Source organism: Segeticoccus rhizosphaerae, assembly GCF_005222685.1.
In the GTDB taxonomy this organism is placed as follows: Bacteria; Actinomycetota; Actinomycetes; order Actinomycetales; family Dermatophilaceae; genus Segeticoccus; species Segeticoccus rhizosphaerae.
The window spans coordinates 17,341-34,365 of record NZ_SWMA01000041.1 but is presented as its reverse complement, the minus strand read 5'-3'; the positions used below and the strand labels follow the sequence as shown (position 1 = coordinate 34,365).

Genomic DNA, 17,025 nt, shown 5'->3' with positions numbered 1-17,025 from the left:
GTGCTGGCCGACCTGCACGACGCCTGGACCCGCGAGGCCGACCTGGCCGCCAGACTCACCACCGCCCGCAGCCAGCGGGACCGGCTCGCCGCCGTGGTGCCGCTGCGCGCCGAGGCCGACCACCGGCTGGGCGAGCTGCGCCAAACCGCCCGAGGTGCGGCCGAGCACGCGGCCAGCCTCCGAGCACAGCTGCACGACACCGAGACCAACCTCGACGGTGCCGCCGTCCGCATCGGCAGCGAGCTGTGGCGGCGTTGGCAGGTCGACTACCCCGCCGCCCTCCAGGCAGCCCAGACCATCCGCACCGGCCCCGGCAGACTCGGTCTGCACCGAGCCGCGGTGCGCCGAGCCCGCGCAGACCTGCACACCTGGACCCAAACCTGGCAGCCGGTACTGCCGGACCTGCCCGTCGATCTCCACGCGCTGGCCGGACGGTTCCCGCCCCCGGCCGGGACCCGGCTGCACGACGCGCTCACCGGTTCCGCACGGCGTCTCGCCGAGGCCGAACACCCCGAACACGCCCAGCAGTCCGCCGCCGCCACAGCGGCGCAGACCCGCGCCGAGCACGCCCGGGACGCCTACCAGGACGAGCTGCGCTCGGACTCCCTGGACCTGGCCCGGTTCGGCCACCTCGCCCACATCCACGATCCCGCCGACCGGCTCGACCGCACCGCGCACCAGGTCGACCAACTCACCGCCGACCTGCAGCGAGCCCGCTCACGGGTCCACGCCCTGGAATGCGAACCCGCCCTCCGCGGCCAACCCCCCGATCTGCTCCAGACCCAACGCGCGGCCTGGAAGAGCCAGTATGAGCACGACCGCGAGGCCCAACGGGAACAGGTGCGAGCCCGGGCGGCCGCCCAGGCCCGGCAAGGTCCTCGCCGTCCCGCCAGACCGGAGCCTGGTGCACCGGGTTGGCCGACGATGCGCCCCGACCCAGCACCCGGCATCTCCCGGTAGCCCTCTACACCGTCTGCGTCCGACCCGGAGTTGTAACGAGGTCGAGCGGAGGCACGCCTGGATCGCTGGATCGTCCCCACGGGACCGGCGTGCCCGTCTCAGTCGGGCGGTGAGAAGACGGCCCGTTCGAGACGGGCGAGTCGGTCGGCGACGCTCTCGCCGGGCTGGCGCTGCTCTGCGTCCAGCCGATCCAGTGCGTAGATGCGGATGAGTGTGGACACCGGCAGGTGAGCTCGCTCGGCTGCATGGGCGAGCCGGGCGTGCTCCTCGCCGGACAAGCGCACCGACACGACTGTCGGCCGGGTCATGTTGGGGCGGGTGACCGTGACGCCGTCCGGGAGCGGGTCGAGGACGTCGGTCTGCTCGGCCGCGGCTCCGTCCGTGGCCAGCATGTCGTCAATCTTGGTCATGGTTTCCTCCTTGCCATACAGGTTCCGGTCGGTGGGATTGGACGCCCAGGCGTTGGCGCCCCACCATCGGCCATCGGGTCGCTCCGAAGGGTCGGCGTCCGAGATCGAGCAAGATGACGGTCAGGACGGTTCGTGCGCTGACCGAGTAGCCGATGACTCGGACGCTGTGACCGGATCTGCTTGCCGGATCCGGGGTCAACCAGGCCGCGTGGGCGTCTCGCACGGCCTCATCCACCCAGGCTGTCTCGACGCCGTGGCGTGCGCGGATGTGCTCGGCTCGCTTGCTCCAGTCGACATACCCGCTCCCAACTACAATCTACTACATTTTGCTACGCGTGCTTTCGCGCCTAACCAGGTTCGCGATCGGATTAGTGCGCGTCGTGGGGGGTGACTTGTTCTTGCCTGTTAGACAAGTTGCATTGTCTGCCTGACGTCGGCGGGCAGGCGCGACGCCGCGGGATCCCGACGGCGATATCCAGTAGGCCGCCCTCCGCAATACGATGCGGCGGCACAGAGCCGCCTGTTTTCCGATCCGACCGCTGACGGCAACCGCAGACACGTTGCGCCCAACTGATCACGGAGGGACGTCGACGGCCTTATGGGGGTAGAACCCGCCGCGAGCCAGCCCGGATCCCATGCGAGGAGCTGTCGATGAACGGCCGAGAGCGCACCGTGACGGACGCCAGCGGCTGTGGCGGGACGAGCGCGGCGGTCCGCCACCGCAGGCGACCCAGCACTGGCACCCGATGGTGCCCCATCAAGCCAGTAGTAACACCGAGCAGCACACACATCCAGGAGGAGACCATGAGCAGCACCCACTCGACCCTCACGACAACGTCGCACGCCGACGACGAGCTGATGACCCTCAAGGAGGTCGCCGCCATCGTCCGCGTGCCCGAGGCCACGCTGCGCTACTGGCGCCACCTCGGCACCGGGCCGCACAGCTTCCGGATCGGCCGATCCGTCCGCTACTGGCGCACCGAAGTCGCCCTCTGGCTCGAAGAACAGTCCGGCAATCCCCAAGAGCATCTCTGAGCCGAGCGCTCCTTCGGTGACCGGTGGACAATCGGCACCAGAGATCGAAAGGAGCCTGCCGTGGCTGGAAGCGTGGCGAAGCGGAAGGACGGGAAGTGGCGGGCGCGCTACCGCGACGACGCGGGCAAGGAGCACTCCCGGCACTTCGCCCGGAAGGTCGACGCCCAGCGCTGGTTGGACGAGGTGGCCACCTCGCAGCTGACCGGAAGCTATGTCGACCCTGCCGCCGGACGGATGACGTTCAGGCAGTTCTACGCCGACTGGTCGGCTCGGCAGCTGTGGGTACCGGCCACCCGCCAGAACGCGGAGCTGGCGACCCGCTCGGTGCCGTTCGCCGAGACGCCCATGAAAGCGATCCGCCGCTCACACGTCGAGGCGTGGGTCATGCAGCTGAGCGGCGAGCTGGCCGCGTCCACGATCAAGACGCGATTCGTGGTCGTCCGCTCCGTCTTCCGCGCCGCCGTCGCTGATCGGGTGATTGCCGCAGACCCGTCGACTGGTGTTGTGCTGCCGAGGCGGCGGCGGGTGGACGCCGCGATGCGCATTCCGACGATCGAGGACGTCGGCAGGCTGCTGTCACACGCCGACAGCGCACGGGTGTCGACGCGGAAGGGCTTCCGCGCCTACGTCGCACTCTGTGCCTTCGCGGGTCTGCGTATGGGCGAGGCTGCCGGAGCCCAGATCGGCGACATCGACTTCCTCCGGCGCCAGCTCACCGTGACTCGGCAACTCCAGCGTGACGGCAGCACCTTCGCGGTGCGACCGCCGAAGTACGGCTCCGAGCGGGTCGTGTACTTGGCTGACGAACTGGTCGAGATCCTCAGCGAGCACGTGAGGCGCCACGTCGTCAGCGGCGGGCCCGACCGCTGGCTGTTCATGGTCGGGGAACAGCCGATGTACGACAACGCGATCACCTGGCGCTGGCGAGCCACCCGACAGTCCGCAGGCCTGCCCAAGGTCCGCCTGCATGACCTGCGGCACTTCTACGCCTCCGGTCTGATCGCGTCCGGTTGTGACGTCGTCACCGTCCAACGAGCGTTGGGCCATGCCAATGCCACAACGACTCTGAACACGTACAGCCACCTGTGGCCGACCGCCGAGGACCGCACCCGGAAGGCCGCGGGCGGTCTCATGCGAGAGGCGCTGAAGGCGTCGCAGGGCAGCGAGCCTCAGCGCAACAGCCGATCTCTCCAGTAGCCAGGTCGCCGCTTGGCATGGGCGATGGCAACGACAACGAGCGCATCGCCGTCGACGAAGTAGACGACACGGTAGGGAAATCCGGTCACTCTTCTGGACCGCACGACAGGCTCACGGTTCCAGTCCGGCCACGTCGCCCATGACTCAGGCGAGTCGACGGCTGCATCGATCGCCTCACGCACCGCTGCCTCGAATCGGGCCCCGACTCCGGCCTCACGCTCGTCGTACCAGTCGACGTTGGCGACGAACTCGGCACGCGCTTCCGGATGGAAGTCGAAGCCGAACGTCATGCGTTGCGGGCAGCTTCTCGTGCCGCTCGTCGAGCGGCCAACTCGGCGAAGACCTGCTCACCAGGGATGGTTTCGACCTTGCCACTGAGGACGTCATCCACCCGTGACGAGATCTCGGCGGTCCACGCCTGGTCCACCGATTCCTGATCCGCGACCTCAAGCGAATCCAGCAGCCGTATCGCCACTTCCTTGCGTACCGACGGAGGCAGGGTCAGCCCCGCCTCGTAGAACTCGGACGCGTTCAGCGACATGCGTCTACTGTACGCCCAGCAGGTAGCAAACCCGGGGGCCTCCAGAGGCGTTGCAGCGACCGACGAACGCCGGCAACCGCCGATCTCTCGCGGACCTTTTGCGGACCAGGTGCGGACTAAACCGCGTCGTTAGGCCTCTGACCTGCGCAAACGCGTCGCTCTAGTAGTACCAGGGGAAGGGACTCCAGTCGGGGTCGCGCCTCTCCAGGAAGGAGTCCCGCCCCTCGACCGCTTCGTCGGTCATGTAGGCCAGCCGGGTCGCCTCGCCGGCGAAGACCTGCTGGCCCATCAGCCCGTCGTCGGTCAGGTTGAAGGCGAACTTCAGCATCCGCTGGGCGGTCGGGCTCTTGCCATTGATCTCGGTGGCGGCTCGCAGCGCCTCCGCCTCGAGGTCGGCGTGGTCGGCCACGATGTTGACCGCCCCCATCCGCTGCATCGCCTCGGCGTCGTAGGTGCGGCCGAGGAAGAAGATCTCGCGGGCGTTCTTCTGCCCCACCATCTTTGCCAGGTATGCCGACCCGTAGCCTGCGTCGAAGCTGCCCACGTCGGCGTCGGTCTGCTTGAACCGGGCGTGTTCCCGGCTGGCGATGGTCAGGTCGCAGACGACGTGCAGGGAGTGGCCGCCGCCCGCCGCCCAGCCGTTGACCACCGCGATGACCACCTTGGGCATGGTGCGGATCAGCCGCTGCACCTCGAGGATGTGCAACCGGCCGCCCTCGGCCTTGACCCGCGCCGCGTCGATGGTGTCGGCGGTCTCGCCCTGCGCGTACTGGTAGCCACTGCGCCCCCGGATCCTCTGGTCGCCCCCGGAGCAGAACGCCCAACCACCGTCCTTCGCGCTCGGCCCGTTGCCGGTGAGCAGCACCGCGCCGACATCGGGTGTCATCCGGGCATGGTCGAGCGCGCGGTAGAGCTCGTCGACGGTATGCGGCCGGAAGGCGTTGCGCACCTCGGGACGGTCGAAGGCGATCCGCACGGCGCCGGTCTGCACGGCCCGGTGGTAGGTGATGTCGGTGAACTCGAACCCTTCCACCGGCATCCACGCGCTCGGGTCGAAGATCTCGGACACCTGCTGGGTCTGGTCGCTGCTCACGTCAGCGAGGATAGGCGCATGGCTCTCGACGCGGCGGGCCACGGTCAGCGCGCACACTGCGGCGGGTGGTCGGCCGATCTGCACCCCGGAGCCGCCCCTGAAGCCGACCCCCATGGTAGAGGGCGAATTCGTTGATTCCGGGACGAGCGGCACCGCACTGGGGGATGCTGTGCCATCGGCCGCCGACCGGTGGCCCCACCCTGGAGGAAACCCATGAGACTTCGTCACCTCGGCCGACTCGGTGCGGCTGCTGCGTCGTCCCTGGCGCTGATGGTCGCCGCTGCAGGCGTCGCATCGGCCCACGAGTGCTTCAACGCCAGTCGGTCCGACCAGGGCAACGCTTCTGCGGGCGCCCACTCCGCCGCGTGGGAAACGGTCAGCCTGGACACCGTCCTCACCCAGTTCATCGGCCTACCAAGTGATCTGGCCGCCTGCGTCGAGGCCAAGGCGCCGGCTGCGGGTGTCCCGAGCTCCTTCACCTTCGGCATGAAGCAAGCCGTCGGGCAGGGGGGCGTCATCGCGGAACGCAACCCCAACATGGAGGCCAAGGGCCTGGGCTCCGACGGCAAGGGCATCGACCACGCCGAGGACGCCTACGGTGAGGCGATCGGCATGCTCATCGAAGAGTGCAGCGCGCCCGCCTGACCCTCCCCGGCCTCCGCTGAGGGTGGGACGCACGCCGCGCGTCCCACCCTCACCAGTTCAGGCGGTCGGTGAAGCTCTCGGACACCTGCTGGGTCTGGTCGCTGGTCGGATCAGCGAGGATGGGCGCATGCCCGCCGACGCCCTGCCCGACCTCGACGCGTTGCTGGCGGGGCTGCGGGTCGTGCAGATCCCGATGCGCACCCGGTTCCGCGGGGTCACGGTGCGTGAGGCGGCCATGCTGCACGGACCAGCCGGATGGGGCGAGTTCTCACCGTTCCTCGAGTACGCTCCAGCCGAGGCCTCCCGCTGGCTGATCGCCGCCATCGAGGCCGCCTGGCGGGACTGGCCCGACCCGGTCCGCGGCAGCGTGCCGGTCAACGCCACCGTGCCCGCGGTCTCCCCAACGCAGGTGCCCGAGGTGTTGGCCCGGTATGACGGGTGCTCCACCGCCAAGGTCAAGGTCGCCGAGCGCGGCCAGCACCTCGAGGACGACCTCGACCGGGTGGCCGCGGTCCGCGACGTCATGGGCCCGGGCGCACGGATCCGGGTGGACGCCAACGGGGGTTGGGACGTCGCGCAGGCGACGGAGGCGCTGAGGCGGCTCGCGCCATACGGGTTGGAGTATGCCGAGCAGCCATGCCCGAGCGTCGGGGAGCTGGCGCGGCTGCGAGTCGCCTTGGCGCACAGGGGGGTCGACGTGCTGGTTGCCGCCGACGAGTCGATCCGCAAGGCGTCCGACCCGCTGCGCGTGGTGCGGGAGGAGGCGGCGGACGTCATCGTCGTGAAGGTCGCGCCCCTCGGGGGAGTGCGGACGGCGCTGGGGATCGCGGCGGAGTGCGGCCTGCCCACGGTGGTGTCCAGCGCGCTCGACACGAGCGTCGGCATGGCGGCGGGGGTCGCGCTCGCGGCCGCGCTGCCCGAGCTGTCGCACGCCTGTGGCCTCGGCACCGTCGAGCTCCTGGAGGGCGACGTGACGGCGGACCGGCTCGTGCCCTCCGGTGGCCAGGTCACCGTGCGACGACCCGGGCCGGACGAGGGGTTGCTGGCGAGGTGGGCCGCGCCCCGGGACCGCGAGCTGTGGTGGCGCGACCGGGTGCAGGCCGCGCACGCCGCGGCCCGAGCGGCGTCCCCAGCCTGACCGCGCAGCCGGCGAGTGCTTGACTCGACACGGTCGGCTGAGCCTGCCCTTCGAGATCCCGGGAGTCGTGCAGCTGGTCAATGCCTGGTTGTTGTACGGGTTCTTCCGCCACACGCGCCCTGCGGAGGAGGATGCCGTGGCGGGCACCCGGTCCGGCGACACGGCGGCTGCCAGGGAGAGAGCACCCCGCAGCGCGGTCAGCTCGCCACCACCGCCCGCCCCACCTCGTGAGGGATGAGCAAGGACGATCAAGCGGCCGCGGGCTGGGTCCGGCAGCGTGGAGCGCATCGACGAAAGGAGACTCCCATGACCAACACGACCGTCGACCCGAAATCGCTGCCGGTCAGTGACCCGAAGCGGCACTCCATGCAGACCCGCACCAAGCTCAGCGGTCTGGCCGAGCACCTGCGCGAGGACGCCGGCAAGGTCGACGATCCCCGCGCCAAGGCGCTCTTCGAGACCGCGGCGGAGGTGCTGCTAGGGCTCGAGCATGCCTTCGCCGACTACGAGCAGGGTGAGGAGGAGGCCTGGCAATGACGGTCCCGTCCCGTGGCGGCGGATCGGCGACTACTCGTCGAGCGCCTTGCGCAGGATGGCGGCCAGGCTGGCCCGGTCGGCCTCGTCGAGCGGCGCGAAGAAGTCGTCCGCCTCCTCGACTCGTGCCTGCTCGATGGCGCGACGGACCTGTTGGCCCTGTGGCGTGGGCGTCACCACGATCGACCGGCGATCGTTCGGGCTGGGCGAGCGCCCGACGAGGCCCTTGGCCTCGAGGCTGTCGATGACCTCCGTGGCTGAACGCGGCGCGATGCGCAATGACTCGGCGACGTCGGAGAGGCGGGGAGGTCTGTCCTCGTGGCCCTCCAGGGCCGAGCAGATCACGCGCAGCGCCCGGGCCTGGTGGGGCGAGAGCTCCCACGGGACCAGCGAGTGCGCCCACCGCCGCCGGAGGGTGCGGGCGGCACGCATCAGCAGGTCGCCCTCGTGGTGTCCCTGGGTCATGCTCCGAATCCTATCCTTGGGGACCGCCCCTCATAGTGAGGCAACCTCAAGAACTGCTGGGCCGGGCCGGTCCCCGTGAGCGTGTCGCGAAGTAGGTTGGAGTCCGTGACCTGGACCGTGGGCTTCGACCTCGACATGACCCTGGTGGACTCCCGGGAAGGGATCATCGCCACGATGCAGACCGCCATCGGGCAGCAGGGGGTGACCGCGGACCGCGAGGACCTGTGGCAGCTGCTCGGCCACCCGCTGGACCACACTCTCGGCCACTGGTTGCCGGAAAACCAGATCGAGCAGGCCGTGGCGACCTACCGCCAGGAGTACCTCGTGCACGCCGTGCCCATCACCACACCGCTGCCCGGCGCGCACGAGGCCTTCGCCACCGTCCGCGACCTCGGGGGGCGCGTCGTGGTGGTCAGCGCCAAGGTCGCTCCCGCGGTGCGCGCCGTGCTCGAACACGTCGGACTCGCCCCGGACGACGTGGTCGGCGAGCTGTTCGGTGAGGCCAAGGGCACGGCCCTGCGCGAGCACCACGCCGGCATCTACGTCGGCGACCACGCGGGCGATGTCCACGGAGCTCGCGTCGCCGGAGCCACGTCGGTGGTGGTCCTCACCGGCCCCAACGACCGGGAGACCCTCGAGCGCGCGGGCGCGGACGTCATACTCTCGGACCTGACCGAGTTTCCCGGCTGGCTCCGCGCGCACCGCGCGGGAGCGACGGCATAACCACTGGCGCGAGCGGTTAGCCTTGGAGGCAGCGCCGACAGCGCGATCGAGTCATGCCCCGGGGGCTCCCGGGGAGGACAACCAGGCAACAGCGAGCAAGAGGTGGACAGTGCCGACTGGCAAGGTCAAGTGGTATGACGCCGAGAAGGGCTTCGGCTTCCTCAGCGACGACGAGGGCGGCGACGTCTTCCTGCACGCCAACGCGTTGCCGGAGGGCGTGGAGACCGTGCGGGCCGGGACCCGCGTGGAGTTCGGCATCGTCCAGGGACGGCGTGGAGCCCAGGCGCTCTCGGTCCGGCTGCTCGACCCCGCGCCCTCGGTCGCGGCGTCGGTGCACGCCAAGAACCGCAAGCCGGCCGACGAGATGGCGATCGTGGTCGAGGACCTGATCAAGCAGCTCGACGGCGCCTCCAACGCCCTGCGCAGGGGCCGGTACCCCGAAAAGGGCAAGTCCGCTGCCCTGGCCAAGATCCTGCGGGGCGTCGCCGATCAGTTCGACGTGGCTTGACATGGCGACACCGAAGATGGACGCCGTGCTCGCCGCCGCGGTCGACCTGGCCCGCGAGGCGGCCGAGAGCATCGCGGAGGACGGCACCGTCGGCGAGCACCTCGGCGTGACGATGGATGCCGACCGGCTGGCCACGCACTACTTCGACTGCACCGCGCGGGCCTACCCCGGCTGGCGCTGGGCGATCACCATTGCGCGGGCCCCGCGCGCCCGGATCGCCACCGTGTGCGAGACCAACCTGGTCCCCGGCGAGGACGCGCTGCTCTCGCCCGAGTGGCTGCCCTACGACCAGCGGCTGGCGCCCGGCGACATCGGCGCGGGTGACGTCACGCCCTATGTGGAAGAGGACCCGCGGCTCGAGCCCGGGTTCGAGGCCACCGGCGACGAGGACGTCGACGAGATGGCCCAGTGGGAGCTGGGGCTCGGACGGCCGCGGGTGCTGTCGGCCGAGGGGCGCGACGAGGCGGCGCAGCGCTGGTATGACGGTGAGCACGGACCGCAGGCAGCGGTCGCCAAGGAGGCCCCGGCCCCCTGCTCCACGTGCGGCTTCTTCGTCCCGATGGCAGGTGCGTTGCGGTCTTTTTTCGGCGTGTGCGCCAACGCCTGGTCTCCCTCCGACGGTCGCGTCGTGAGCCTTGACCACGGCTGCGGCGCGCACAGCGAGGTCGATGTCGTGCGGCCCGAGCCGGTGGCCGTCGAGCCGGTCGTCCTCGACGAGTACGCCATGGACGTGTATGCCTGAGTAGCTCGCCCCGGGAGGTGGTCCGCCATGGGCACGGTCCTGGCTCTTGCTGGGGTGCCCGCCGCGTCCGCGGTGTTCGCTGTGCCGGGGCTGGCCGCAGTGGCCGCGATGGCCGCGTTCGGGGAGCCGGACGGCCAGGGTTGGACCCAGATCGCCGAGCTGGGCATCGCCCTGGTGCTGTCGGGGCTGATCGGGTTCGAGCGGGAGATCCGCGGCAAGGCGGCGGGGCTGCGAACCCACACCATCATCGGGTTCGGCGCGGCGCTGATCGTGCTGGTCTCCAAGTACGGCTTCACCGATGTGCTCGGCGCCCACGCCACGCTCGACCCGTCACGGGTGGCGGCGCAGATCGTCTCCGGCATCGGGTTCATCGGTGGCGGACTGATCTTCGTGCGGCGCGACGCGGTGCGCGGGCTCACGACCGCCGCCTCGGTGTGGCTGACCACGGGGATCGGGATGGCGGCCGGAGCCGGACTCCCCGTGCTCGCGGTCGCCAGCACGGTCGGCTACTTCGTGATCATCTACGGCATGAGCGCGCTCGTGCGGCGCCTGCCCGGCTCGACCCATCGCGTGCAGGAGGTGCGCGTCACCTACGTCGACGGACGCGGGTTGCTGCGCACTATCCTCGAGCGGTGCACCGGCCAGGGGTTCGTGGTCAACCAGGTCTCCACCCATCCGATGGGCGGCGAGGGTCGCCAACGCGACGAGGGGATGGACCGGCCGGGCGAGGCGGCGGGGGATCGCCTGGTCAATGTCGTGCTCGGCCTCACCGGCGCGCAGGACGTGGGGCGGTTGCTGAGCGGCCTCGCCGACCTCGACGGCGTCGTCCACGCCGGGGTCAACGACGAGGACGAGTGAGCCGGCCGGTGCTCAGCTCGGCCCGCTTTGCTCAGCTCAAGCGGGTTTCCGGCGGCTCGGAAGCGGTTTGAAGCGAGCACGCCCCCTGGTTTGCTCAGCTCGGCCCGCTTTGCTCAGCTCAAGCGGGTTTCCGGCGGCTCGGAAGCGGTTTGAACCGAGCACAGGTCGGGAGGCGGCTCAGGCGGCGGACGCGTTGCCGCGGCCGCGGCGCACGTAGGCCCAGCCGAGCGTGCCGAGGGCGGCACCCGCGACACACGTCCACTTCCACCAGGACCGGTCACCCTCGTGCAGGGCCGGTATGACGAGGGTCAGCACCAGCGCGACCAGCCAGAGCAGCACGCCGATCCCGACGATCCGTGCCGTGTCGACCCGCAACGGCTCGAGCTGCGGCTGTTGCCGGGTCGGCTCGTCGGAGGGACTCACGCACCCAGCCTACCGACGAGTCCGCAGATCGGGCGCGCCCGCTCGCACCGGCGCGCGGGTGGGTGTTGGCTGGAGGCCAGCAGAAGGAGCACGCCATGATCCTCCCGAAGGTCCGGGACCCTCGTTTTGTGACGATCCGTCGCGGCGGGACCCTCACCGACGCGGACCACCAGCTCCTGGCGCTGTGGGCGGCGTCCTGCGCGGAGCACGTCCTTGACCTCTTCGAGCGGGTGCGGCCGGGGGACTCCCGGCCGCGTCACGCGATCGAGCAGGCACGTGCCTGGGCCCGTGGCGAGGCCACGATGACCGAGGCACGCGCGGCCGGCGGGCACGCGATGGGCGCGGCCAGAGACCTGCGCGGGGCGGCACGGCATGCCGCCTATGCTGCCGGCCAGGCCGGTGCCGTCGCCCACGTCGCCGCGCACGAGCTCGGTGCGGCCGCCTACGCGATCAAGGCCGCACGGGCGGCCGCCCCGGAGGGCGAGGGCAGGGCCGCGGGGCGACTGGAGTGCCAGTGGCAGCGTGACCAGCTCCCGGCGGCGATTCGCGAGCTGGTGCTCGACGACCAGCGGTTGCGGAACGACATCTGCTGGTCGGTGTTCGAGGAGCGGGGCCAGGTGGGGCGAGGCGAGACGCAGTACGACGAGCTTCACTGACCGATCGGTTGGTGACTGACCACTCGGTCAGTTATGCTCCTACGGTGGCAAGGACGACGGCGGCGCAGGCGCGCGCGGAGATCGTGGGCACCGCGCGACACCTCTTCGGGGAGCGCGGCTACGAAGGCACGTCGCTGCAGGACATCGCCACGGCTCTCGGGGGCTCCAAGGCCGGGGTGCTCTACCACTTCGGTTCAAAGGCGCTGATCCTGCGCGAGCTCATGCTGCCCGCCGCCGAGTCCTTCGCGAAGCTGGTCGACGAGCTCGACCGCCTCGACGCGGACCTCGCCCAGCGCCGGGCCGTCGAGGGCTTCGTCGGCATGGTCCTGGAATACCGGGACGAGCTGTCGGCCTACCCCGCCGCCATCCAGCAGGTCATCGAGCTGCCCGAGCTCGACGACCTGCAGTTCCGGTCGATGGGCGAGCGACTCGTGCTCGCGATGACCGGCGGCTCCATGGAGACCGTCGACCTGCTCGCCGCCCACGTCGCGTGCATCGGGCTGCTCGCCACCACCACGACCCTGTCGGGCCTCGACACCGGCGCGCCGGATCCGCAGGCGCGGGCCGAGTCGGCCCCCGCCGCGGTCCTCGTCGGCCTCGGCCCCGAGGAGCTGCGACGAGACCTCATCCGGGTCGCCGAACGCACCCTCGGGCTCGGGCCCGCTGATCGGTGACCACCCGACATACCCGCACGTTCTGCCACACCCCCTGCTGAGGAGTAGCCCGATGTCCACCGCTCTCTACCGGCTTGCCCGCGCCTGCGTGCGCAGGCGCGGCCTGGTCGTCATCCTCTGGGTGGTGCTCGTCGCCGGCCTCGGCGGTGCCTTCGCCTCGTTCGGCAGCACCACCTCGCCCGCCATCACGATCCCGGGCACCGAGTCGCAGCGGGCGTTGGACGCGCTGCAGCAGGAGTTCCCCGCCGCGAGCGGCGCACGGGGCACCATCATCTTCAAGGCGCCGGAGGGGCAGACGCTGGCCAGCCCGGAGGGCAAGCGTGCCATCGGTGCCGCCGTCAAGGAAGCGTCAGAGGTGCCCGGCGTCGTCGGGGCGGCCGACCCCTTCACGACCGGCACGGTGAGCAGGGACGGGCGCTATGCCCTTGTCCCCGTGCAGTTCCAGCAGACGGCCGACCAGGTCTCCCCGGAGTCGCTGGAGGCCTATCAACAGGTCGGCGAGGTGGCCGAGCAGCAGGGAATCCACGTCGAGCACGGCGGCGACGTCGACCAGTCCGACGTGGCCACCGGGCCCGGGGAGGTCGCCGGAGTCGCGGTCGCCATGCTGGTGCTCGTCATCACCTTCGGCTCGCTCGTCGCGGCCGGCATGACGATGCTCACCGCCCTGATCGGCGTCGGCACCGGAATGCTCGGCCTGATGCTGACCAGCCACCTGTTCGACATGACCAGCACGGCACCGATCCTGGCGCTCATGCTGGGCCTGGCCGTCGGCATCGACTACTCCCTGTTCATCACCTCGCGGCACAAGCAGCTACTCGGTGAGGGACTTGACCCCGAGGAGGCGGTCGGGCGAGCGGTCGGAACTGCAGGCTGCGCAGTCGTCTTCGCCGGCCTCACCGTCGTCATCGCCCTGTCCGCGCTGTCCGTGGTGGGCATCCCCTTCCTCACCGTGATGGGTCTCGCGGCGGCCGGCACCGTCGCCGTCGCCGTGTTGGTCGCGCTCACCCTGTTGCCGGCACTGCTCGGGTATGCCGGGACGCGGCTGACGCCGAAGAACAAGGCCGGGCGGCACGAGGCGCCGGACGCCCGTGCGGGCCTCGGCTTCGCGTGGGCGCGATTCGTCACCAAGCGGCGCCTGGCGGTGGTCCTGCTCGGGGTCATCGGCCTCGGCGTGCTGGCGCTGCCCGCCGCCGACATGCGGCTCGCGCTGCCGGACGGCAGCTCGGCCGCCCAGGGCACCGAGAAGCGGGCGGCCTACGACCTGATCAGCGAAGGCTTCGGCCCCGGCTACAACGGCCAGCTGGCCCTGGTCGTCTTCGGTGACTCCCCGCAGCAGGCCGAGCAGGTCGCAGGCGACGTCACCAGGGCCGTCTCCGGTCTGGACCACGTGGTCGCCGTCGCACCACCGCAGCCGAGCAGGGACGGCGACGTCATGCTGCTGTCGATCGTCCCGCAGGAGGGACCGACCAGCCCCGAGACCGCGCAGCTGGTCCATGACGTGCGTGCCGCGGTGGCGCCGATTGCGAAGGCGGACGGTGCGGACGTGGCAGTGACCGGGTCGACCGCCGTCGGGGTCGACGTGTCGCAGAAGCTCGGCGACGCCCTGCCGGTCTACCTCGGCGTGGTCATCGGACTGTCGTTCCTCCTGCTCGTGCTCGTGTTCCGGTCGCTGCTGGTGCCGCTCAAGGCCACCCTCGGTTTCCTGCTGACCGTCGGCGCGACCTTCGGGGTCACGGTCGCCGTGTTCCAGTGGGGCTGGTTGTCGGGCCTCATCGGAGTCACCGGAGTCGGACCGCTCGTCAGCTTCCTGCCCATCCTGTTGATCGGCATCCTGTTCGGATTGGCCATGGACTACGAGGTCTTCCTCGTCTCGCGGATGCGCGAGGACTACGTGCACGGGGCGAGCGCCCAGCAGGCCACTGTCTCCGGAGTGGGTCACGGTGCGCGCGTCGTGACCGCGGCCGGCATCATCATGATCTCGGTGTTCTCCGGGTTCGTCCTCAGCGAGGACACGATCATCAAGTCGATGGGCTTCGCCCTCGCCTTCGGGGTGCTGGTCGACGCTTTCGTCGTCCGCCAGACGATCGTGCCGGCCGTCATGTCCCTGCTGGGCGACAGCGCATGGTGGCTGCCGCGCTGGCTCGATCGCGTCCTGCCGCGCGTCGACATCGAGGGCGAGAGCCTGCGTCGGCGGCTGGCCGGTGGATCCGACGCTGCGTCCGACGGCTCAGCAGCAGCTCCGGGCGGCGGCACGACCCGCCGGCCCGGCACCGACGGCGAACCCGACCAGGAGCGCGAGCTGATCGAGGCGTGAGCCGAGGCGCACGGCGCCGTCGCGGGGCTCTACGCTGTGGGCCATGCCGCAGACCTCCACCCGCACCGCTGTGTCCGGGAGCCGGACTCCCTTGGACCGCTACTTCAAGATCACCGAGCGAGGATCGTCGGTGGCGCGGGAGGTGCGCGGTGGCTTCGTCACCTTCTGCACGATGGCCTACATCGTCGTGCTCAACCCCATCCTGATCGGCAACACCCCCGACGGCACCGGCAGCTTCCTCGGCGGGCTGCAGGGCGAGAACGGTCCGAAGATCGCGGCCGCCACCGCCCTCGTGGCGGGCATCATGACGGTGCTCATGGGGGCGATCGCCAACTTCCCGCTCGCCCTCGCCACCGGGCTCGGCCTCAACGTCTTCGTCGCGACGGGCATCGCTGCCCTGCCGGACATGACCTGGGCCGACGCGATGGGTCTGGTGGTGCTGGAGGGCCTGATCATCCTCGTCCTCGTGCTGACGGGCTTCCGGACCGCGGTCTTCCGGGCGGTCCCGCACGCCCTGAAGACGGCCATCAGCGTCGGCATCGGGCTGTTCATCACCCTGGTGGGACTGGTCGACGCCGGCTTCATCAGCAAGCCGGCCGCCGGGCCCGTACCGGTGCAGCTCGGGCAGCACGGCTCGCTGAACGGCTGGCCCATCCTCCTGTTCGCGCTGACCTTCATCGCGATCGTCGTCATGTACGCCCGCAAGATCCGCGGCGCCCTGCTCTACGCGATCCTCGGCGGCACGGTCGTCGGCATCATCATGCAGGCGATCGGCAAGATCGGGCCGATGAGCTCGGCCGGCAAGGTGGTCAATCCCGCGGGGTGGCAGCTCAACGTCCCGAAGGTCCCCACGACGTGGGTCGACCTGCCCGACTTCGGTCTGCTCGGCCACTTCTCGCTGTTCGGCTCGATCCCCAAGATCGGCGTGGTCACGGTGATCCTGCTCATCTTCACGCTGATGCTGTCCGACTTCTTCGACACCATGGGCACGATGGTGGCGATCGGCGCGGAGGGCGACATGCTCGACGAGCACGGCAACCCACCGAGCACCGAGCGCATCCTCGTGGTCGACTCGGTGGCGGCCGCAGCTGGTGGAGCCGCGGGCGTGAGCAGCAACACGTCATACATCGAGTCCGCCTCCGGAGTGGGTGCCGGGGCGCGGACCGGGCTCGCGTCGATCGTGACCGGCATCCTCTTCCTGCTCGCCACGTTCCTGGCGCCGCTCGTCAGCGTCATCCCGCACGAGGCGGCCACCCCGGCACTGGTCTTCGTCGGCTTCCTGATGATGCAGCAGGTCACCGGGATCGACTGGGACAACCTGGAAGTCGCGATCCCGGCCTTCCTGACGATCGTGATCATGCCGTTCGCCTACTCGATCAGTGCCGGCATCGGGGCCGGATTCATCGTCTACGTCGTGCTCAAGCTGGCCCGCGGCAAGGCGTCGGCCGTCCACCCGCTGCTGTGGCTCATCGCGGCGCTGTTCGTCGTCTACTTCGCGATCGAGCCGATCAAGGGCCTCTTCGGCGTAGCCTGAACTGCGGCAGAAGGAACTGGTGGGGGTAGCCCCACCCCGAAGTCGCCGGTCAGCAGGATGGGCGCGAAATGTCGTGGCTCCAAGCGTTGCTGCCATGACATCCTCGCCCTTGCCGGCAGCCGCCGAAACCCAGCTGATCCAGGACCCCACGACGCGAATGCAGTACGCCGACACCAACGCCCCCGCGGCAGCCGAGGCCGGTATGCCGTCCGGCCGCCGCGCCCGGCGCGGGCGGCTCACGCGTCTCTGGCGCCACTCCAGCTACCTGTTCGTGTCGTTCCCGCTCGCGCTCGCCGCCTTCGTGGTGACCGTCACCGGGGTCACCCTCGGCGACGGGCTGCTCATCACGGTGCTCGGACTGCCCGTCCTCATCATGACGGCCTTCCTCGCCTCCATCCAGCGCGTCGCCGACGGCGGCACGGTCCTCGACCCCCAGGTGGTGGCACAGCTGATGGCATCGCCGCCGAGCTCGTGGTCAGTGAGGGGGCGGTGGAGAAACACACCGGGCGGATCTTCGCCAAGCTGGGGTTGCACGCCGACGACGGTCGCCACCGCAGGGTGCGGGCCGTCCTGAC

21 protein-coding genes are annotated in these 17,025 nt (G+C 70.4%); 15 read left to right on the top strand and 6 right to left on the bottom strand.

The window, feature by feature from the left end; all coding sequences use genetic code 11:
• The coding region (locus FCN22_RS21700; RefSeq protein ID WP_202911687.1) for a hypothetical protein at positions 1-960 on the top strand (960 nt) is incomplete at its 5' end.
• Between the two features lie 98 nt (positions 961-1,058).
• Here FCN22_RS21700 and FCN22_RS18850 read toward each other — a convergent pair.
• Complete coding sequence (locus FCN22_RS18850; protein WP_202911686.1) at positions 1,059-1,370, bottom strand: plasmid mobilization protein; 312 nt, start codon at positions 1,368-1,370, stop codon at positions 1,059-1,061.
• An 804-nt stretch (positions 1,371-2,174) separates the two neighbouring features.
• Between FCN22_RS18850 and FCN22_RS18845 the strand changes: the two genes are divergently transcribed.
• Entirely contained in the window at positions 2,175-2,405 is a 231-nt protein-coding gene (locus FCN22_RS18845; protein WP_137123109.1) for a helix-turn-helix transcriptional regulator, read from the top strand.
• Between the two features lie 60 nt (positions 2,406-2,465).
• Entirely contained in the window at positions 2,466-3,602 is a 1,137-nt protein-coding gene (locus FCN22_RS18840) for a tyrosine-type recombinase/integrase (protein ID WP_137123108.1), read from the top strand.
• Here FCN22_RS18840 and FCN22_RS18835 read toward each other — a convergent pair.
• The 3 genes from FCN22_RS18835 to FCN22_RS18825 all read right to left on the bottom strand — a co-directional run bounded on the left by FCN22_RS18835 (position 3,575) and on the right by FCN22_RS18825 (position 5,236).
• Complete coding sequence (locus FCN22_RS18835) at positions 3,575-3,892, bottom strand: type II toxin-antitoxin system RelE/ParE family toxin (protein ID WP_137123107.1); 318 nt, start codon at positions 3,890-3,892, stop codon at positions 3,575-3,577. The two genes, FCN22_RS18840 and FCN22_RS18835, sit on opposite strands and share 28 nt — an antisense overlap.
• Positions 3,889-4,143 carry an addiction module protein gene (locus FCN22_RS18830; protein WP_137123106.1) on the bottom strand — a complete coding sequence of 85 codons (255 nt, stop codon included), beginning with the start codon at positions 4,141-4,143 and terminating at the stop codon, positions 3,889-3,891. Before FCN22_RS18830 ends, FCN22_RS18835 begins: the two co-directional genes overlap by 4 nt.
• 160 nt (positions 4,144-4,303) lie before the next feature.
• Positions 4,304-5,236, bottom strand: a complete 933-nt coding sequence (locus FCN22_RS18825; protein ID WP_274381636.1) for a 1,4-dihydroxy-2-naphthoyl-CoA synthase — start codon at positions 5,234-5,236, stop codon at positions 4,304-4,306.
• A 213-nt stretch (positions 5,237-5,449) separates the two neighbouring features.
• Between FCN22_RS18825 and FCN22_RS18820 the strand changes: the two genes are divergently transcribed.
• The 3 genes from FCN22_RS18820 (at position 5,450) to FCN22_RS18810 (ending at position 7,556) form a co-directional block, all read left to right on the top strand.
• Entirely contained in the window at positions 5,450-5,881 is a 432-nt protein-coding gene (locus FCN22_RS18820; RefSeq protein ID WP_137123104.1) for a hypothetical protein, read from the top strand.
• A gap of 127 nt (positions 5,882-6,008) precedes the next feature.
• Positions 6,009-7,019 (top strand): o-succinylbenzoate synthase, encoded by a 1,011-nt coding sequence (locus FCN22_RS18815; protein ID WP_137123103.1) that lies wholly within the window; start codon positions 6,009-6,011, stop codon positions 7,017-7,019.
• A gap of 306 nt (positions 7,020-7,325) precedes the next feature.
• The gene (locus tag FCN22_RS18810; protein ID WP_137123102.1) at positions 7,326-7,556 is read left to right on the top strand and encodes a hypothetical protein; all 231 of its coding nucleotides are present in this window, start codon (positions 7,326-7,328) and stop codon (positions 7,554-7,556) included.
• Between the two features lie 30 nt (positions 7,557-7,586).
• Here FCN22_RS18810 and FCN22_RS18805 read toward each other — a convergent pair whose 3' ends face one another.
• Positions 7,587-8,018: a MarR family winged helix-turn-helix transcriptional regulator gene (locus tag FCN22_RS18805; RefSeq protein ID WP_137123101.1), complete on the bottom strand. Its 432-nt coding sequence runs from the start codon at positions 8,016-8,018 to the stop codon at positions 7,587-7,589.
• A gap of 105 nt (positions 8,019-8,123) precedes the next feature.
• On the opposite strand from FCN22_RS18805, the gene FCN22_RS18800 reads away from it, so the two are divergent.
• The 4 genes from FCN22_RS18800 (at position 8,124) to FCN22_RS18785 (ending at position 10,849) form a co-directional block, all read left to right on the top strand.
• On the top strand, positions 8,124-8,741 hold the full coding sequence (locus tag FCN22_RS18800; protein WP_238384838.1) for an HAD family hydrolase: 618 nt from the start codon (positions 8,124-8,126) through the stop codon (positions 8,739-8,741).
• Between the two features lie 109 nt (positions 8,742-8,850).
• A complete protein-coding gene (locus FCN22_RS18795) occupies positions 8,851-9,249 on the top strand; it encodes a cold-shock protein (protein ID WP_137123100.1) in 399 nt (132 codons plus the stop codon).
• A 1-nt stretch (position 9,250) separates the two neighbouring features.
• A complete protein-coding gene (locus tag FCN22_RS18790; RefSeq protein ID WP_137123099.1) occupies positions 9,251-9,991 on the top strand; it encodes a DUF3027 domain-containing protein in 741 nt (246 codons plus the stop codon).
• 27 nt (positions 9,992-10,018) lie between these two features.
• Positions 10,019-10,849: an MgtC/SapB family protein gene (locus FCN22_RS18785; protein WP_238384837.1), complete on the top strand. Its 831-nt coding sequence runs from the start codon at positions 10,019-10,021 to the stop codon at positions 10,847-10,849.
• A 177-nt stretch (positions 10,850-11,026) separates the two neighbouring features.
• On the opposite strand, the gene FCN22_RS18780 is transcribed toward FCN22_RS18785, so the two are convergent.
• A complete protein-coding gene (locus tag FCN22_RS18780) occupies positions 11,027-11,272 on the bottom strand; it encodes a DUF2530 domain-containing protein (protein WP_137123098.1) in 246 nt (81 codons plus the stop codon).
• Positions 11,273-11,367: 95 nt separating this feature from the next.
• Here FCN22_RS18780 and FCN22_RS18775 point away from each other — a divergent pair, with 95 nt between their 5' ends.
• The 5 genes from FCN22_RS18775 (at position 11,368) to FCN22_RS22880 (ending at position 17,024) form a co-directional block, all read left to right on the top strand.
• Positions 11,368-11,928 carry a putative immunity protein gene (locus FCN22_RS18775; protein WP_137123097.1) on the top strand — a complete coding sequence of 187 codons (561 nt, stop codon included), beginning with the start codon at positions 11,368-11,370 and terminating at the stop codon, positions 11,926-11,928.
• Positions 11,929-11,972: 44 nt separating this feature from the next.
• Positions 11,973-12,602: a TetR/AcrR family transcriptional regulator gene (locus FCN22_RS21965; protein WP_202911685.1), complete on the top strand. Its 630-nt coding sequence runs from the start codon at positions 11,973-11,975 to the stop codon at positions 12,600-12,602.
• A gap of 52 nt (positions 12,603-12,654) precedes the next feature.
• Positions 12,655-14,916: an MMPL family transporter gene (locus FCN22_RS18765; protein WP_137123096.1), complete on the top strand. Its 2,262-nt coding sequence runs from the start codon at positions 12,655-12,657 to the stop codon at positions 14,914-14,916.
• A gap of 43 nt (positions 14,917-14,959) precedes the next feature.
• On the top strand, positions 14,960-16,450 hold the full coding sequence (locus FCN22_RS18760; RefSeq protein ID WP_137123095.1) for an NCS2 family permease: 1,491 nt from the start codon (positions 14,960-14,962) through the stop codon (positions 16,448-16,450).
• A 94-nt stretch (positions 16,451-16,544) separates the two neighbouring features.
• Complete coding sequence (locus tag FCN22_RS22880; protein ID WP_202911684.1) at positions 16,545-17,024, top strand: sensor domain-containing protein; 480 nt, start codon at positions 16,545-16,547, stop codon at positions 17,022-17,024.
• The last annotated feature ends 1 nt before the right edge of the window (position 17,025 follow it).

Excerpts from the sequence above, each read along its gene's own strand:
- FCN22_RS18850 (WP_202911686.1), bottom strand. The coding sequence starts at position 1,370 with ATGACCAAGATTGACGACATGCTGGCCACGGACGGAGCCGCGGCCGAG.
- FCN22_RS18845 (WP_137123109.1), top strand. The coding sequence starts at position 2,175 with ATGAGCAGCACCCACTCGACCCTCACGACAACGTCGCACGCCGACGAC.
- FCN22_RS18835 (WP_137123107.1), bottom strand. The coding sequence starts at position 3,892 with ATGACGTTCGGCTTCGACTTCCATCCGGAAGCGCGTGCCGAGTTCGTC.
- FCN22_RS18830 (WP_137123106.1), bottom strand. The coding sequence starts at position 4,143 with ATGTCGCTGAACGCGTCCGAGTTCTACGAGGCGGGGCTGACCCTGCCT.
- FCN22_RS18820 (WP_137123104.1), top strand. The coding sequence starts at position 5,450 with ATGAGACTTCGTCACCTCGGCCGACTCGGTGCGGCTGCTGCGTCGTCC.
- FCN22_RS18815 (WP_137123103.1), top strand. The coding sequence starts at position 6,009 with ATGCCCGCCGACGCCCTGCCCGACCTCGACGCGTTGCTGGCGGGGCTG.
- FCN22_RS18810 (WP_137123102.1), top strand. The coding sequence starts at position 7,326 with ATGACCAACACGACCGTCGACCCGAAATCGCTGCCGGTCAGTGACCCG.
- FCN22_RS18805 (WP_137123101.1), bottom strand. The coding sequence starts at position 8,018 with ATGACCCAGGGACACCACGAGGGCGACCTGCTGATGCGTGCCGCCCGC.
- FCN22_RS18790 (WP_137123099.1), top strand. The coding sequence starts at position 9,251 with ATGGCGACACCGAAGATGGACGCCGTGCTCGCCGCCGCGGTCGACCTG.
- FCN22_RS18785 (WP_238384837.1), top strand. The coding sequence starts at position 10,019 with ATGGGCACGGTCCTGGCTCTTGCTGGGGTGCCCGCCGCGTCCGCGGTG.
- FCN22_RS18775 (WP_137123097.1), top strand. The coding sequence starts at position 11,368 with ATGATCCTCCCGAAGGTCCGGGACCCTCGTTTTGTGACGATCCGTCGC.
- FCN22_RS18765 (WP_137123096.1), top strand. The coding sequence starts at position 12,655 with ATGTCCACCGCTCTCTACCGGCTTGCCCGCGCCTGCGTGCGCAGGCGC.
- FCN22_RS18760 (WP_137123095.1), top strand. The coding sequence starts at position 14,960 with ATGCCGCAGACCTCCACCCGCACCGCTGTGTCCGGGAGCCGGACTCCC.
- FCN22_RS22880 (WP_202911684.1), top strand. The coding sequence starts at position 16,545 with ATGACATCCTCGCCCTTGCCGGCAGCCGCCGAAACCCAGCTGATCCAG.